The sequence below is a fragment of the Pontibacter arcticus genome (assembly GCF_003284895.1).
Classification (GTDB): domain Bacteria; phylum Bacteroidota; class Bacteroidia; order Cytophagales; family Hymenobacteraceae; genus Pontibacter; species Pontibacter arcticus.
The window spans coordinates 440,578-456,133 of the sequence record NZ_QMDV01000004.1; the positions used below are offsets into that span (position 1 = coordinate 440,578).

16 protein-coding genes are annotated in these 15,556 nt (G+C 47.6%); 5 read left to right on the forward strand and 11 right to left on the reverse strand.

Annotated elements, in window-relative coordinates; genetic code table 11:
- Positions 1 to 105: 105 nt before the first annotated feature.
- A complete protein-coding gene (locus tag DP923_RS14735; protein WP_112306618.1) occupies positions 106 to 714 on the reverse strand; it encodes an FKBP-type peptidyl-prolyl cis-trans isomerase in 609 nt (202 codons plus the stop codon).
- A gap of 79 nt (positions 715 to 793) precedes the next feature.
- On the opposite strand from DP923_RS14735, the gene DP923_RS14740 reads away from it, so the two are divergent.
- From DP923_RS14740 to rnk, 3 genes are all read left to right on the forward strand, one after another.
- Complete coding sequence (locus DP923_RS14740) at positions 794 to 1,048, forward strand: hypothetical protein (RefSeq protein ID WP_112306619.1); 255 nt, start codon at positions 794 to 796, stop codon at positions 1,046 to 1,048.
- A 160-nt stretch (positions 1,049 to 1,208) separates the two neighbouring features.
- Positions 1,209 to 2,765: an FMN-binding glutamate synthase family protein gene (locus DP923_RS14745; RefSeq protein WP_112306731.1), complete on the forward strand. Its 1,557-nt coding sequence runs from the start codon at positions 1,209 to 1,211 to the stop codon at positions 2,763 to 2,765.
- Between the two features lies 1 nt (position 2,766).
- Complete coding sequence (gene rnk, locus DP923_RS14750; RefSeq protein ID WP_112306732.1) at positions 2,767 to 3,174, forward strand: nucleoside diphosphate kinase regulator; 408 nt, start codon at positions 2,767 to 2,769, stop codon at positions 3,172 to 3,174.
- Positions 3,175 to 3,257: 83 nt separating this feature from the next.
- Here rnk and DP923_RS16745 read toward each other — a convergent pair whose 3' ends face one another.
- From DP923_RS16745 to DP923_RS14765, 4 genes are all read right to left on the reverse strand, one after another.
- Positions 3,258 to 3,395: a hypothetical protein gene (locus DP923_RS16745; protein ID WP_165838207.1), complete on the reverse strand. Its 138-nt coding sequence runs from the start codon at positions 3,393 to 3,395 to the stop codon at positions 3,258 to 3,260.
- Between the two features lie 127 nt (positions 3,396 to 3,522).
- Positions 3,523 to 6,909, reverse strand: a complete 3,387-nt coding sequence (locus tag DP923_RS14755) for a methylmalonyl-CoA mutase family protein (protein WP_112306620.1) — start codon at positions 6,907 to 6,909, stop codon at positions 3,523 to 3,525.
- A 178-nt stretch (positions 6,910 to 7,087) separates the two neighbouring features.
- A complete protein-coding gene (locus tag DP923_RS14760; RefSeq protein WP_239021052.1) occupies positions 7,088 to 8,143 on the reverse strand; it encodes a hypothetical protein in 1,056 nt (351 codons plus the stop codon).
- A gap of 53 nt (positions 8,144 to 8,196) precedes the next feature.
- Positions 8,197 to 9,015: an FRG domain-containing protein gene (locus DP923_RS14765; RefSeq protein ID WP_112306621.1), complete on the reverse strand. Its 819-nt coding sequence runs from the start codon at positions 9,013 to 9,015 to the stop codon at positions 8,197 to 8,199.
- Between the two features lie 272 nt (positions 9,016 to 9,287).
- Between DP923_RS14765 and DP923_RS14770 the strand changes: the two genes are divergently transcribed.
- The gene (locus DP923_RS14770; protein ID WP_112306734.1) at positions 9,288 to 10,160 is read left to right on the forward strand and encodes a manganese catalase family protein; all 873 of its coding nucleotides are present in this window, start codon (positions 9,288 to 9,290) and stop codon (positions 10,158 to 10,160) included.
- A 69-nt stretch (positions 10,161 to 10,229) separates the two neighbouring features.
- On the opposite strand, the gene DP923_RS14775 is transcribed toward DP923_RS14770, so the two are convergent.
- Positions 10,230 to 11,051: a DUF3298 and DUF4163 domain-containing protein gene (locus DP923_RS14775; protein WP_165838208.1), complete on the reverse strand. Its 822-nt coding sequence runs from the start codon at positions 11,049 to 11,051 to the stop codon at positions 10,230 to 10,232.
- A gap of 116 nt (positions 11,052 to 11,167) precedes the next feature.
- On the opposite strand from DP923_RS14775, the gene DP923_RS14780 reads away from it, so the two are divergent.
- Complete coding sequence (locus DP923_RS14780) at positions 11,168 to 11,482, forward strand: hypothetical protein (RefSeq protein WP_112306623.1); 315 nt, start codon at positions 11,168 to 11,170, stop codon at positions 11,480 to 11,482.
- Positions 11,483 to 11,558: 76 nt separating this feature from the next.
- Here the strand turns inward: DP923_RS14780 and DP923_RS14785 are convergent, their stop codons facing one another.
- The 5 genes from DP923_RS14785 to DP923_RS14805 form a co-directional block, all read right to left on the reverse strand.
- Positions 11,559 to 12,620 carry a PA0069 family radical SAM protein gene (locus tag DP923_RS14785; RefSeq protein ID WP_112306624.1) on the reverse strand — a complete coding sequence of 354 codons (1,062 nt, stop codon included), beginning with the start codon at positions 12,618 to 12,620 and terminating at the stop codon, positions 11,559 to 11,561.
- A gap of 181 nt (positions 12,621 to 12,801) precedes the next feature.
- Positions 12,802 to 14,088, reverse strand: a complete 1,287-nt coding sequence (locus DP923_RS14790) for a Y-family DNA polymerase (RefSeq protein ID WP_112306625.1) — start codon at positions 14,086 to 14,088, stop codon at positions 12,802 to 12,804.
- Positions 14,089 to 14,090: 2 nt separating this feature from the next.
- On the reverse strand, positions 14,091 to 14,564 hold the full coding sequence (locus DP923_RS14795; protein ID WP_112306626.1) for a LexA family protein: 474 nt from the start codon (positions 14,562 to 14,564) through the stop codon (positions 14,091 to 14,093).
- A 102-nt stretch (positions 14,565 to 14,666) separates the two neighbouring features.
- Positions 14,667 to 14,906 (reverse strand): hypothetical protein, encoded by a 240-nt coding sequence (locus DP923_RS14800; RefSeq protein WP_112306627.1) that lies wholly within the window; start codon positions 14,904 to 14,906, stop codon positions 14,667 to 14,669.
- A gap of 88 nt (positions 14,907 to 14,994) precedes the next feature.
- Positions 14,995 to 15,462 carry a MaoC family dehydratase gene (locus tag DP923_RS14805; RefSeq protein ID WP_112306628.1) on the reverse strand — a complete coding sequence of 156 codons (468 nt, stop codon included), beginning with the start codon at positions 15,460 to 15,462 and terminating at the stop codon, positions 14,995 to 14,997.
- Positions 15,463 to 15,556: the final 94 nt, after the last annotated feature.

Genomic DNA, 15,556 nt, shown 5'->3' on the forward strand with positions numbered 1-15,556 from the left:
CCCGGGATTTATACTTTATACCAGCCCAACGTATAAACCAAACAAAAACGGGACCTTTAGTATACATACCAAAGGTCCCGTTCAAATAGTTTTTTGTGCTTCTGATTAGTTAACCGAGATCAGTTCAACGTCAAAAACAAGGGCTGCATCCGGTCCGATCACATCGCCTGCGCCTTGCGAGCCATATGCCAGGTTTGATGGGATGAACAGTCGCCATTTAGCGCCTTCTTTCATTAACTGTAAAGCTTCTGTCCAGCCGGCAATTACGCCGTTAACCGGGAAAGTAGCTGGTTGGCCACGCTCATACGACGAGTCGAACACAGTGCCATCGATCAGGGTGCCGTGGTAATGTGTGGTTACGCTGTCTTTTGCAGATGGCGATTTGCCGTTACCTTCCTGCAGCACCTGGTATTGCAGGCCGCTTGGCAATGTTTTTACGCCCTCTTTGTTTTTGTTTTCAGCCAGGAAATCTTCGCCGGCTTTTTTATTCTGTGCCGTTCTGGCGCTTTGTTTCTGGCCCATTTCCTGCTGTAACGCCATCATGGCCTGCTGCACATCTTCCTGAGAAAGGGTAGAGGCTTTGCCTTCTAAAATCTCTTTGAAGCCCTGCATAAATGGCTCCGCATCAACTTCTATACCTTGCTTGTATAAATTAGCAGCCATGTCGCGGCCAATAATGTAGCTGATCTTGTCCTGAATTGTCTTTAATTCCATAGAAATAAGTTTGGCACCTAACGGCGCTATACACGATTGATTTAGTACGGTGCTTGTACGTTACAAAGCTACGTAAAATGTGCTGAACAGAAAAAGACCGCTTCAGGTTACAAATGGCCTGGAGTTTGTGGTAACTGCAGTGCCGCAGCAAACGTACGCTAACGCAGGCCTGTATTTACGCATCGTAAGTATAGGTTATTTCGAAAAGAAAGATTTACCTTTGCCTTGTAATTCAGCCATCTGTGCAACCATACTTACAAAACATACACGCTTCCGTAGCCTGCACTTCCCTTTCAGGGTTTGTAGCAGCCTCGCACCACGTCTCTCTCAGTGACGCGCTGAACGGTTATTGCCTGTACTTTTTCTCTGCTCCGAAAGACTTTAACAAGTAAGCCAGAACCACCAAACATGCTTTACTAAAGTATAGGTTGTTCTGGAAACAAAGCCTGCATCAGCAAAATCTCTATTTAATAAACTTACATTTTTTCTCAGCTATGGCAACTAACATCAGTGTTAGGCAAACGCTTGCATATACTTTTTATGCAGCGTATCTGGTTATCATATCGCTTCTAATTGTCGAGCCGCGGGCGGCCTGGGCGTTGGTGGTACTTATTCCGCTGCACGTTCTGTATTTCAAGGATATCCGGCAGGGCAAGCATTCCATACTGCGTAACTACCCGGTTTTGGGGCACTTACGCTATCTTTTTGAAAGTATACGCCCGGAACTGCGTCAGTATTTCTTCGAGTCTGATCTGGATGGCAAGCCTTTCAGCCGACGCCAGCGTTCTATTGTGTACCAGCGTGCTAAAAATGTGCGCGAAACGGTACCCTTCGGGATGCAGGCCAACAGCCAGGAAACAGGCTTTGAGTGGATGGCCCACAGCATGTTCCCGGTACATATAAAAGACGAAGACCTGCGCGTAACCGTTGGCAGTAGCCGTTGCAGCCAGCCCTATAGCGCCAGTATCTATAATATTTCTGCCATGAGTTACGGCTCGCTCAGCAAAACAGCGGTTACGGCACTCAGCGGCGGAGCCAAACTTGGCGGGTTTGCGCATAATACCGGCGAAGGCGGCGTCAGCCCGTTCCATATTGAAGGCGGTGGTGATTTGATCTGGCAAATTGGTACAGGTTATTTTGGTTGCCGCGCAAAAGATGGCAGCTTTTCTGGAGAATTGTTTGCTGAGCAGGTAGCCCACCCGAACATCAAGATGGTGGAAATTAAGCTGTCGCAGGGAGCGAAGCCAGGCCACGGCGGTATACTTCCGGCTGCTAAAAATACCCTGGAGATTGCGGCTATCCGTAAAGTAGAGCCTTTTACAACGGTTTCGTCGCCTCCGGGCCACTCCGCTTTCACGGATCAGTTTACGATGCTGTTGTTTATTGAGAAGCTGCGCCTTTTATCTAACGGAAAGCCCATCGGGATAAAACTTTGTATTGGTAACAAGCAGGAATTTGTGCGCCTGTGCCAGGAAATGATGCATAACCAGATCTGGCCGGACTTTATTACCATTGATGGAGCTGAAGGCGGTACAGGAGCTGCGCCACTAGAGTTTACAGATAGTTTAGGGATGCCTTTGTTTGATGCGCTGGCTTTTGTAAACAATACACTGGAAAAGTATAACCTGCGTAAAGAAATTAAAATTGCGGCGGCAGGCAAGATTATTACCGGTGTAGACATTATCAAAAGTATAGCCCTAGGTGCTGATTTCTGCTACAGTGCGCGCGGAATGATGTTTGCCCTTGGTTGTATACAAGCGTTGCAGTGCGATTCTGGCCGTTGCCCTGTTGGTATTGCAACCCAGGATAAGAGTTTGTACAGCGGTTTGGATGTGGCTGATAAACGCGTGCGTGTGGCAAACTTCCACCGCAATACAATTAAATCAACCATCGAAGTAATGGAAGCTTGTGGTTTTGCATCGCAGGATGATATTACACCGGATAAAATTTTCCGGAGAGTGGAGCAGGGCAAAACGCTTAGTTTCCAAGAGTTATACTTCTCTAAAAACTCTGCAACAGGTACCTTAAGCCAAAACTATGTACTTAACTGATATGAATACCATTTATTTAACCGAGCTGGATTACAAGCGCCTTGTTGACCTTAGCCAGGTACAGCGTCAATCCAATGGAAATGCTCCTTCGCTTTCAAAACTGGGCGAAGAACTGAAGCGGGCCAAGCGCGTTGCTTCCGAAGAAATCCCATCAGATGTGATCACCATGAACTCCAGGGTACTGTTAAAGGACCTGGACAAAGGAACTGAGATTGAGATTACGCTGGTATACCCGAAAGATGCAGATATCCAGAGCCGCCGTATTTCTATACTTGCGCCGGTTGGCACTGCTATACTTGGTTGCAAGGAAGGCGATGTGGTGGAGTGGCCCGTACCTTCCGGTACTATCCATTATAAGGTTGTAAAAGTGTTGTTCCAGCCCGAAGCGACAGGGGATTATTACCTGTAGCCCAATCTGTAAAAGCCTAAACCAAAAGCGCCCTGTACATATGTTTGTACAGGGCGCTTTTGTATGTTTATACTTGGCGGGTTCTATAAATATTGCGTTTCGTCTTCGCCTAGCAAATCTATCGAGGCATCCTGCTCTCTGTAAGCATAGGTCATGTAAATATAAGCTGCAGCGCCAACTATTAAACATGCAGTTCCGAAGAGGGCTAGTGGTAACTTCATTTCTTTCTGGTTTTGTTTGTCCTGTCTACGTTGGAAGTATAATGTGGTTTTAAACTATTTTGTGATTTGCTGTAAAAGCAAAAAGCCGGAGGTTAGTCCGGCTTTTCAATAACAGGTTAAAGTATAATTACATGTTTCTGCGGTACTGGCCGCCTACTTCAAACAAGGCATTCGTGATCTGGCCAAGCGAGCAGAACTTCACGGTTTCCATCATCTCCTCGAAAATGTTACCGTTGTTGATCGCCACCTGCTGAATACGTTTCAGCATGGCATCAGATTTATCTGCGTTGTGCTGGTGCAGGGCCTGTAGCATCGTGATCTGGTATTGCTTTTCTTCTTCGGTAGCGCGGATAACTTCCTGCGGTACAACTGTTGGCGAGCCTGTAGAAGACAGGAACGTGTTTACACCAATGATCGGGTATTCGCCGGTGTGCTTCAGGGTTTCATAGTATAAACTTTCCTCCTGAATTTTGCCGCGCTGGTACATCGTTTCCATGGCACCCAACACGCCGCCACGCTCTGTAATACGATCAAACTCCAGCAATACGGCTTCTTCCACCAGGTCTGTCAGTTCTTCGATGATAAATGAACCCTGCAACGGATTTTCGTTTTTAGCTAGGCCTAACTCACGGTTAATGATCAGCTGAATTGCCATTGCTCTGCGCACCGATGCTTCGGTTGGTGTGGTAATAGCTTCGTCGTAAGCGTTGGTATGCAGCGAGTTACAGTTGTCGTAAATAGCGTAAAGCGCCTGCAACGTGGTACGGATATCGTTGAAGTCGATTTCCTGTGCGTGCAGCGAGCGGCCGGATGTCTGGATATGGTACTTTAACATCTGCGAACGCGCATCGGCGTTATACTTCTGCTTCATCGCTTTTGCCCAGATCTTACGGGCCACACGGCCAATAACCGCATATTCCGGATCGATGCCGTTGGAAAAGAAGAAGCTCAGGTTCGGCGCAAATTTGTTGATATCCATGCCGCGGCTCACGTAGTACTCTACAAAAGTAAAGCCATTGGCAAGCGTAAAGGCCAACTGCGAAATTGGGTTGGCACCCGCCTCCGCAATGTGGTAACCCGATATAGAAACCGAGTAGAAATTACGGATGTTCTTATCGATGAAATACTGCTGCACATCGCCCATTAAACGCAGCGAGAACTCCGTAGAGAAAATGCAGGTATTCTGTGCCTGGTCTTCTTTCAGGATATCGGCCTGCACGGTACCTCTTACTGAAGCCAGCGTGCGGATTTTGATTGGTTCGTATACTTCGGCAGGCAATACCTGGTCGCCGGTTACACCTAACAGCATCAAGCCCAAGCCATCGTTGCCTTTCGGTAACTCGCCCTGGTAACTTGGCCGCGTGGCGCCTTTTTCTTTGTAAATCGCTTCTATTTTCTGGTTGATCTCATCTTCCAGGCCATTTTCACGGATGTATAATTCACACTGCTGATCAATGGCGGCGTTCATGAAGAAGCCGGTCAGGATAGCAGCCGGACCGTTGATCGTCATGGAAACCGACGTCATCGGGTCAGCAAGGTTAAAGCCGGAGTATAACTTTTTGGCATCATCCAGGCAGCTTATACTTACACCTGCGTTACCAATCTTGCCATAAATATCCGGACGGAAATCCGGGTCTTCGCCGTAAAGTGTTACTGAGTCAAAAGCCGTAGAAAGGCGCTTGGCTGGCATGCCTAAACTTACATAATGGAAACGACGGTTGGTACGTTCCGGTCCGCCTTCGCCTGCAAACATACGGGTCGGGTCTTCGCCTTCGCGCTTGAACGGGAACACACCTGCTGTGTAAGGGAACTCACCTGGTACGTTTTCCTGCAGATTCCACTTTAACAGATCGCCCCAGGCCTCATAGCGTGGTGTAGCTACCTTCGGAATCTGAAGATGCGAAAGCGACTCGGTATGTGTCTTGATCTTTAGTTCTTTGTCGCGCACTTTAAAGATGTAGAACTCATTTTTGTAAGCCTGCACCTTGTCTTTCCAGTTCTCGAGTATCTTTTTGTTTTGTCCGTCGAGGCTCAGTTCTACTTCTGCGTATGCTTCCTGCAGTTGCTTCACCAGGCGGTCTTTGTCGGCAATTTCTATACTTTCAACTGCCTCAATAGACTTTCTGATACCGTACAGTTTCTGGGCAACTTCTGCCTGGTCGCGGCCCCATTTATCGTAGCTGCGGATGGTTTCGGCAATCTCGGAAAGGTAACGTGTACGGGCAGGAGGGATGATGTATACTTTCTCTGACATCTCTTTTGAAGTCAGGAGGTTAGAATCGAACGCTATGCCTGTTTTCTCGGTGATCTTCGCGATAACGGCACGGTACAACTGGTTCATGCCCGGGTCGTTAAACTGCGAAGCGATCGTTCCGAAAACCGGGATCTCATCGTCGTTTACATCCCAAAGCTGGTGGTTGCGCTTGTATTGTTTTTTTACATCACGCAGGGCATCCAGGGCGCCACGCTTGTCAAATTTGTTCAGGGCAATCACATCGGCAAAATCCAGCATGTCGATCTTCTCGAGCTGTGTGGCAGCACCGTATTCCGGCGTCATCACATACAGGCTGGCATCTGAGTGCTCAATAATCTCGGTATCAGACTGGCCGATACCAGACGTTTCTAATACGATCAGGTCAAAATCAGCGGCTTTTACAATATCCACGGCATCCTGTACATACTTGCTCAGGGCCAGGTTGCTTTGGCGTGTGGCCAGCGAGCGCATGTATACCCGTTCATTCGCGATCGAGTTCATGCGTATTCTATCGCCCAGCAACGCACCGCCGGTTTTACGCTTCGATGGGTCTACGGAAATAATGGCAATTTTCTTTTCCGGGAAATCGATCAGGAAGCGGCGTACCAACTCATCTACCAACGATGATTTACCGGCACCACCTGTACCGGTTATACCCAGTACCGGTGTGTTTGCAAGTTCTGCCTGTGCTTTTACTTCAGCAAGTATGGCGCCGGATTCTTCCGGAAAGTTTTCGGCTGCCGAGATCAGGCGCGCTATGGATTTTGGATCTTTATCCTTCAGATGCTTGGCTTCGCCGTTCAGGTTCTGGCCCGTCGGGAAGTCGCATTTCTGGAGCATGTCGTTGATCATACCCTGCAGGCCCATCGCACGTCCATCGTCCGGGGAGTAAATGCGGGTAATACCGTAGCCGTGCAGTTCTTCGATTTCGGTTGGAAGTATAACGCCACCGCCACCGCCGAATAAACGCACATGGCCGCAGCCGCGCTCGTTCAGCAGATCATACATGTACTTGAAGTACTCGATGTGGCCGCCCTGGTAAGATGTGATGGCAATTGCCTGAGCATCTTCCTGAATGGCACAATCTACTATTTCCTGCACCGAGCGGTTATGGCCCAGGTGAATTACCTCTGCACCCGAGGCCTGTATAATGCGGCGCATGATGTTGATGGCTGCATCGTGCCCGTCGAATAAAGAAGCGGCTGTAACGATACGGATATGGTTGACAGGCTTATATGGTTCTGCTGTTATAAATGTCATACTTTCGTAACAAGAATTTCTGAAATTTGATGCGAAGATAATCATTTTATGGCATAATAACGTGCAGGCTTTCGATACACAACAAGGCGTTTTGTAACGTTTAACCGGTGCGTTTCATACTATAAAAGAAGGCGGAGCTGCATCAGAAGCACACAGGTTAGCATACGCGTAACAGCCCTTATTGGTATTGAATATAAAGTGGCGTTGGTTCGAGTGCCAGTATTTCGGCAGGCGTCATCATGCGGGGGCTGTTGCGCAGGTCGTTTTTGTAGAACAGCTTAAAGCCTGTAAACTGCACGGGCTCTTTCTGGATATAGCGGCGGTAGGTGTCTTTTTTTAGGGCAGGATGGCCCCAGCCGTCCATGTGCATCACTATTTGTACTTCGGGCCTGAGCGTAATTTGCTGGTGGTTGGTGATCATACGTTGCGTAAACCGGTGTACAATCAGGAGTTTGGGAGGCAAGTTGTTTTCTGTTACCAGTTTTGCCAGATAATCTGTAGCAAAGTTAATATCCACAGCATCAAATGTGCCTACCCGCCGACCAGGAATGCCACCGTTTTTCATCGAAAATTCCGCATCAATTCCTAAATGTACATGTGGCAGTTTCAGGTATTTTTCGAGCCTGGGGAGTTCCAACTGCAATGTGCTCTGGCCCACCTGCACATCCAGGAAAACGATCGCCTCGCGCTGTTTAGCCAGTTCCAGCACATCGTCTATCATTTTATCGGTCATGCGGAGCCTGTATTTGCTGCCACGGCCCGGTTTGCTTTGTGCGGTTACTACAATCGCATGCAGGGCAGGTTGCACCGGCGTAAGCGAATCGGCTTTGGTCCAGTTGGCTACTTCTTCATCTAGTTTTGCCAGCATTTCAGCAGGAGGCAATTCACCTAAAATCCCCATCCTCCTGGATAAAGGATTGCCGTAAAAAGCGATAATTCTTTTCTGCGGAAGTATGGCGCCCGGCAAAGGTTCCGGACCAGGGTAGGCCCATGCTTTGGTTTCGGCAGGTTTAACTACCGAATCGGGCGCAGTAGTTAGCTCCACCTGATTTTGTTGCGGATTTGCTGCGGCCGCCAACTGGTTTTCCGGCTCTTGGCGGCAGGAAGTTGCACCTGCCAATAGCACCGAAAGTATAAAAAGCGACCCGGATGTGGTTTTAAATCGAAACGATCGGCACAGATTCATCAGCACGAAGTATAAATAGGTATAGCCTAATATACTACTTTTTTTCATACAAAATGAAGTAAGTATAGGTATGCCTTTTCGCGCTTTCCGTTCAAGTATAACTACAGGGCTGGGTCTTCTTTTATACTTTGCTGATGTGTGTAGTGGCGTTTAAGCCAGGCACTGAGGCCCGATAAACCTGGCGTGAGCACACGTTCCGTGATGTTTGCCTGATCAAGTTTATCGCGTATCTCCCATTTGAGCGAGGCCGGAATAATCACCCGGTAGTATAGTTCTTTGTGCTGTTTCAACCAGTTGCTCATCTCCGCCTTTACATTCGACATAAGCGAGAAAAGCGCATACTGGTGCACAATGCGGTTATCAATAGAAGGCGGCTCCAGAAACAGCACGAACTCTTTCTCCTGAAAACTGCTGAGTGCTTTTAAAGTTGGGCTTACGGGTTGCAACATTTCAGGGGTAAATACATTCGAGCCTTCTTCTTCTAACACACTTTTAAGCGCGGAAGGGAGATGCTCCCCGGATTTAACATAATTAATGCACCATACCACACCGTCTTCGTTATACTTGTCCAGGTCCTGGGTTGCAAAGTGCAGCGCCACCAGCGGGGAGTAGGTCCAGTCGAGGAGGCGGGTGGGCAGGCCGTGGTGCTGCGCAATGGCCAGCCAGTTCCACACAGAATCGCCCTGCGTGGTATTGCTGTGGGCATACTTCCGGAAGTTACGCAGGATATGCGGTTCCAGCACATCATACTGGCTACCCAACCGGCTTATACTTGTGTTCAGTTCAAAATCCTTGCTCCAGGTACCCCGGTATACAAAGTTAGACCGGAAGCGGTTTATCTTATCGTTCCAGCTATTGCCAAACAAGGCTGCCTGTACTTCCAGCCAGTTTTCAGGAATAATGTCTTGTCCGAATTGCATAGGTGGCGGCTATTTTAATTTTCAGTCTGATTACATACTGGGAAACACAACGGAGGTTGCAACAAAGCGAACCTACTTTATACTTGCGCTTTTCTAAAGATAGTATAAATTCCTGGTGCTATGTGCTGGTTTCTGTATGTGCTGCTATAAACTTTCAAAAATCTGACTATATAAATACTTTGTTATTTTAATCCTAAAAATTATTCATTAAGTTATAACATTAAGTGGATGATAGCGTACAGATTTTCTATGTTTCATTAAATAAAGCTACTATGTTCTACCACGATAACAAACTTCAATACAAAGTAAGAGTAGACAAGCCCAACCCGGTATTTGCCAATATGTTGCAGCAGGCGATTGGCGGTATAGAGGGCGAGATCAGAGTGTGTTTGCAGTACCTTTTCCAGGCATGGGGCGCACGTGGCCCTGTTAAATACCGCGATATGTTACTGGAAACCGGTACTGAAGAAATATCCCATATCGAGATGCTGGCCACAGCTGTAGCACTTAACCTGGAAGGCGCGCCGCTTTCGTTGCAGGAAGAAATGACCAAAGATAAAGTGATCGGTGCTGTGATGGGCGGCATGAACCCGAGACACGTACTTTCTTCGGGCCTTGCTGCCATGGCTGTGGATGCCAACGGCAATCCGTTTAATGGCTCCTGGGTTGTGGGCAGTGGCAATATTGCAGCTGATATGTACGCCAACGTAATGGCCGAATCTACGGGCCGCGTATTGGCAACGCGCCTATGGGAGGCTACCGATGACGCCGGTATGAAAGATATGCTGGCCTTCCTGATTGCCCGCGATACCATGCACCAAAACCAGTGGCTGGCTGTGCTGGAAGAATTAGGCGGTCTGAAAGGCATGCACCCGATTCCGAATAGCTTCCCGCAAAGCGAAGAACATCAGCAGTTCAGCTACTCGTTTATCTCCACAAGTATAGATGGCAACACGCAGGCACAAGGGCGCTGGTCGGCTGGCCAATCAATGGACGGCAAAGGCGAATTCACGTTCGACCCTGCCAAACCGTTCGGCGATGAGCCAATGCTGGGACCACCAGACCCACGAGGCCACGCCCAGACAGAGCAGATGACAGGCGCTGCAGACGGCGGCTTAATGGATAAAATAAAAGGCGCACTTTAAGTAGCCAGCTTAAAAAAGAAAGGGAAGCAGGTATTACACCTGCTTCCCTTTCTTTTTTATATATGAGGGTTATGGCCGGTAAGCTGGTTTTAAGATTTCTCCCAGTTGTTGGTACGTGAACAGCATTTCCGTAGGGCCATCGGCATAAGATGCTATTTCGTAGGGATTATAGTACAAAAGCAATCCTTTATCTGTGAGGGCGGCATTTTGAGGAAGCGGCAAATCATTTCCTTCTATAAAAAAGCCCCCTTCCTGCAATGTCTGGGTGGCTGGTATTTCTCTTAGCTTTCTGATCTCTTGTTCGGCCAGTTTCTTTAGCTGTGTGGTATCCGTCAGCATCTGCTGGCGGCTGATCTGCTGCCCGGTCTGGTCGAAGCTTCGTAAACTGACAACAGAAAGCCCGTGAGCGCCGCCCGTATAAGAATAGGTGTCCGTGCGTATGGTAATAACTTTTTGGGTTTGATAGATTGGTTTTACTTCTACTTTCAGGTCCCAGGGGCGTGGTATTTCGGAAGTTTCTTCTTTCGCGTAGGTTTCGTACTGCTCTATAAATGTAGTAGCTACTATCTCGGCAGCATTTGATCGTGCAGTTGTATCGGCGTCGGGGTTATTATCCAGGAGCAGGGCCAGCAGGTGTTTTTGCAGAGTGCTGTTCAGGTTATTCCGAAGCTCCTCCGGGCCGCCGGTTGCTACTATATAAGCAATCGAAACAGAGCCACAGGCATCCGGCCGTTGGGCACAGTTAGCAGACTGGCGGCTAATATTTTTGTTCCGGAAAGTAAGTTGTTCTTGTGTTTGCTGCGTTGCTTCTGTGGTCTGGCGCTCGTTTGTGTTACAGGCCGTTAAACTCATCAAAGCAAACGCCAGCGCAAGTATGTTTTCTTTTTTCATAGATAGGGGAAGGGTTTCCTGCAAAGATGAAGAGATTCCGGCGGACAACCGTGTAAATTTCCCGTTACCTTTCATTTATACTTTAGCAGTTGTCAGTTTTTAAAATAATAAAAAGCATGGAAAAAGTTTCTGAATCACCTTTGCTACTCAAAATACAAGAAGCGTTACATGATCTACAAGAAAAGCAAAAAGGGGTTCAAGTAAGCATTATAAAAGAGCCTATTGAGCAAGAAGACGAAAAAACTGGTAACACTTTCTTAGTGAAATGGCTCTGTTGGAATATAATTGATGAAAACGGTAATGAATTAACAGAACCAAAACTTGAAATTGTTCATAAGGACTTAAATGAAGAAGTGATCTTATTCGACTTGCAAAAGTTCTTTCCCGAACATCAAGTTATAGTAGACAACGAAATATACTTGGAAGAATAATTATACTTAATACAATGCATGCTCAACCTACGCTAATGCTTCAGACTACGCATGTACGTGGCCTTAGCCCTCAATTCTAAAATAAACCCAGTTGCTTGCCGGCTTTGGTGCAGAAATGTGTGAGGTTATACGGCCGGCTGCTGCGGTTGGGCATATACTTTTGCTTGCTCATCTTAAAAAGTTTGGAAATCGTGTCGGCAAATTTTCCTTCTCCGTGCATGCGCGTTCCAAACCGGCTGTCGCTCAGTTTTCCGCCGTGGCAGTCCGCGATCTGCTTCAGTACTTTCTCTGCCTTGTCCGGAAAAGCCTCTCGAATCCAGTCTTCAAAAATAGGACCGATGCTGCCATTTAACCTTACAATCGTATAAGCGGCACTGCAGGCACCGGCTTCCGCAGCCTGTTTTATAATCTGCGGAATTTCCGAATCGTTCAACCCCGGAATAATAGGCGCCACCATCACGTTTACATCCAGCCCGGCAGCGGAAAGTTGTTTTACCACATCCAGTCGTTTGGCAGCCGAGGCAGTGCGCGGTTCCAGTTTCTGGCGCAGCTTTTCGTCCAGCGTCGTGATGCTGATATTTATGTGTACCAGGTCCAGTTTATTTAGCTCCTGCAGCAGGTCGAGGTCTCGAAGTATAAGTGCGTTTTTAGTGATAATACTAACCGGGTGACGGTATTGCAGCAGCACTTCCAGCATGCGGCGCGTCAGTTTTTTCTTCGCCTCGATGGGTTGGTAGCAATCCGTGTTGCCGGCCAGCATAATGGGCATCACTTTCCAGTTCGGGTTTTCGAGTTGGCGGGCCAGTACTTCGGGTGCATTTTCTTTTACGATGATCTTGCGTTCAAAATCGAGGCCGGCTCCAAAGCCCCAGTACTGATGCGAGTTGCGCGCGTAGCAATAAATACAACCGTGTTCGCAGCCCTGGTAGGGGTTCATGGAGTAGGCCAGTCCCAGATCCGGGCTATCCACGTTGTTTACGATCTTCTTCGGATGCTCGGTAAAAAACTCCGTTCTGGTATTGGAAAGCATCGGCTCGTCCAGCCCTTCGATGTGCTCGGCTACATATTCCTGTTTCAGGTACGGGTTGGCAGGGTTATACTGTGCGCCGCGTCCTTTTAAAAACTCTTCTGCTTTCATCGTTTTAGTTTTTTAAGTATCACTTTTTTTGACAAAGGACTATCAGACAAAAGACACAGGACTTTTCTGGTAGACGAAGTGTGACCTGAGCTGTTACGATGTTTCAGGCAATACTTTAGCTTCTGCAGAAACTGAATTATTACAATCTTTCGTCCTTTGTCAAATTGTCTTTTGTCAATTTTCACACTTGCACACACAGCATTTCGGCGGGGTGAGTGGTGTAGCGCGGCGACATTTTCATACTTTTCATCAGCCACGGATTTTGTTGCTTTTTGGGATCGTAAACACCTTGTGCTGCCGCAATAAGCGTTTGTTTGCCCCACAGGCCGTTCACTTTATCCATTACTTCCATAAGGCGCTGGTGCTTGGCACGGTCTACGGTATCCAGAAAAGACGTTTGGGTAGTTTGTTCGTGGTTTAATTCTGAAAGTATAACGCCCGTTTTTTTATAGCGATAGCCTTCCCGGAACAGCGGTTTCAGGGCAAGTGCGGTATAATGCAGCAGTTCCAGCGTGCTGTTGGTAGCGGTTGGGAGTGTGATTGTTTTGCTGTTGTAATAAGCCAGTTCATTCTTGAAAGGATAGGCCTGCAGGAAAACCGTAAGCACGCGGGCACAGCTTTTCTGGCGGCGAAGTTTAGCAGCGCAGGTAGCTGTGTAACTGGCCGTGGCTTCGTGCAGCAACTCCAGAGACGTAACAGGTTTGCCAAACGAACGCGACGTACACATGTTCTGCTTAGCAGCTGTAATCAGTTCGAGTCCCAGGCAAGGTTCGCCGCGCAGTTCTTTGGCCGTACGCAAACCCACCACTGTCAGGTGTTTCCGGATAAAAGAATCGGAGGCGCAACTCAGGTCTTTGGCCGTGTAAATACCGAAGCTGGCCAGTTTCTGGGCGTTACGCCGACCTATTCCCCATACATCGCCTACTTCGGTTCTGGCTAAGGCTTCGTTCAGTTCATATTTATCCTGCAGGAGCAGCACCTTGTTATCAGCTTTAATTTCTTTAGTGAGACGGTTCGCCAGCTTTGCCAGCGTTTTAGTAGGGGCGATGCCCACCGATACAGGTATTCCGGTCCATAACTTTACTGTTTCGCGTAATTTTGTTGCGTGCTTCAGTACATCGTCGTTCTTCAGGTGGCTGAAATCCAGGAAAGCTTCATCAATCGAGTATACTTCCATTTCAGGAGCAAACTGTGTCATGGTGGCCATTACGCGCCTCGACATATCACCGTATAGGGTATAATTGCTGCTGAACACTTGGATGTTGTGCTGCCTGATCTGGTCTTTGATCAGAAACTCTGGTTCACCCATTTTAATGCCCAGCGCTTTTGCTTCGGCGGAGCGTGAAATAACACAGCCATCGTTATTGGAAAGTACCACTACAGGCCTGCCTTCTAAGTGCGGGGCAAAAACCCGTTCGCAGGAAACGTAAAAGTTGTTGCAGTCTGCGAGTGCATATAAAGCGGCCATACTTACTTTATTTTAGCTGTTTGGTGCAGCGCCCATATCACCACGCCCCAGGCTTTAAAATCCATGTCCTCGGTTACCTCCAAAGTCGTGAAATCCTGGTTTGCCGGTTGCAGGTACAGTTTGTTGTCCTTACTAACGAGCCGTTTTACGGTAAATTCACCGTTCACCGAGCCGATCAGGATTTGCCCTGCGCTGGCTTTTATCGAGCGGTCTACCACCAGAATATCCTCGTCGTAAATGTTGGCATCTTCCATAGAGTTGCCGCGCACACGCACCAGGTACGTAGCGGTAGGGTTCCGGATCAGGAGTTGGCGCAGGTTCACATGGTCTTCCAGGTAATCGTCGGCAGGCGAGGGGAAACCAGCTGCAATGTAGGGCTGCAGCATGGGCAATTCCAGTTCCTGCAAAGCCTGTTGCGGTAAGACCTCAAACGGGAAGGCTAATGTGGTTTCGGGTAGGGTGAAAATCTCTTTCATAGTTTCGGGATATTGCTAACACAGGCCAAATATATATTAAAAACTAATATATTTAGCTTTTTAATACTAATAAATTTAGTATTATGTTTTGAATATTATCCTTCACAGAGAGAAATTTATACTTTGAAAGGCGGTAATTGCTTTGAAATCTTGGTTTATACTTCGGTTAGGAAGTATGGAATTTGGAGCCGGTAAATGATCAAGGATAAGGTCGCCCTTGCTGCGTGTTTTCACCAGCAAGCAGTAAGGCTGTAGCTCCGTAGCAGAGGTATAGTTGTTGGTGAAAACACCAACAACGGCAAACGCAGAAGTATAAATTATATTCCTAAGCAGAAATCTCAACCTATAGAAATAAAAAAACCGCCCTGGTAAAGGCGGTTTCAAAGTATGAAGCAGTTTATACTTCTGCTAAATGCAAGGGAAGTGTTTGTTAACTGTTAAAATGATACAGAAACGTGATGATACCTGTGTAAGCGGGCTTTTTGCTGTCTTTTATTTCAAGGGATACTTCGAGGCGGGCTTTGGCGATACCGCGCAGATCTTTTACAGAAAGTAGTTTGGCACGCAGGCGCACGTCACTGTTTACGGCTACGGCCTGGTTAAAACGCAGGCTCTCGATCTCGTAATTTACCTGCATTTTCAGGTTTTCGATCAAAGCGATCTGCGACCACAAATAAGGCAAAAGCGAAACGGTAAGGTAGCCGTGTGCAATGGTGCCCCCAAACTGGGATTCTGTTTTGGCGCGCTCCGCATCCAGGTGTATCCACTGGTAATCCAGGGTTGCATCGGCAAATTTAGTTATCTGCTCCTGCGTGATGGTGTGGTAAGCAGAAATGCCCATTTCTTTTCCTTCGTATTGGGCCAGGTCAGAAAAGTTTTTGATAAGTAATTGACTCATGTATAAATGTTGTGTTTTAAGGGAGCGTGCCGGTAATATAGATTTGGTAGCCCAATATACACTTTATCCGACAGGAAGAAATACTTCACTTTAA

Bases quoted from the DNA above. Each gene is read 5' to 3' on its own strand.
- DP923_RS14735 (WP_112306618.1), bottom strand. From the start codon at position 714: ATGGAATTAAAGACAATTCAGGACAAGATCAGCTACATTATTGGCCGC.
- DP923_RS14745 (WP_112306731.1), top strand. From the start codon at position 1,209: ATGGCAACTAACATCAGTGTTAGGCAAACGCTTGCATATACTTTTTAT.
- rnk (WP_112306732.1), top strand. From the start codon at position 2,767: ATGAATACCATTTATTTAACCGAGCTGGATTACAAGCGCCTTGTTGAC.
- DP923_RS16745 (WP_165838207.1), bottom strand. From the start codon at position 3,395: ATGAAGTTACCACTAGCCCTCTTCGGAACTGCATGTTTAATAGTTGGC.
- DP923_RS14755 (WP_112306620.1), bottom strand. From the start codon at position 6,909: ATGACATTTATAACAGCAGAACCATATAAGCCTGTCAACCATATCCGT.
- DP923_RS14760 (WP_239021052.1), bottom strand. From the start codon at position 8,143: ATGAAAAAAAGTAGTATATTAGGCTATACCTATTTATACTTCGTGCTG.
- DP923_RS14765 (WP_112306621.1), bottom strand. From the start codon at position 9,015: ATGCAATTCGGACAAGACATTATTCCTGAAAACTGGCTGGAAGTACAG.
- DP923_RS14770 (WP_112306734.1), top strand. From the start codon at position 9,288: ATGTTCTACCACGATAACAAACTTCAATACAAAGTAAGAGTAGACAAG.
- DP923_RS14775 (WP_165838208.1), bottom strand. From the start codon at position 11,051: ATGAAAAAAGAAAACATACTTGCGCTGGCGTTTGCTTTGATGAGTTTA.
- DP923_RS14780 (WP_112306623.1), top strand. From the start codon at position 11,168: ATGGAAAAAGTTTCTGAATCACCTTTGCTACTCAAAATACAAGAAGCG.
- DP923_RS14785 (WP_112306624.1), bottom strand. From the start codon at position 12,620: ATGAAAGCAGAAGAGTTTTTAAAAGGACGCGGCGCACAGTATAACCCT.
- DP923_RS14790 (WP_112306625.1), bottom strand. From the start codon at position 14,088: ATGGCCGCTTTATATGCACTCGCAGACTGCAACAACTTTTACGTTTCC.
- DP923_RS14795 (WP_112306626.1), bottom strand. From the start codon at position 14,564: ATGAAAGAGATTTTCACCCTACCCGAAACCACATTAGCCTTCCCGTTT.
- DP923_RS14805 (WP_112306628.1), bottom strand. From the start codon at position 15,462: ATGAGTCAATTACTTATCAAAAACTTTTCTGACCTGGCCCAATACGAA.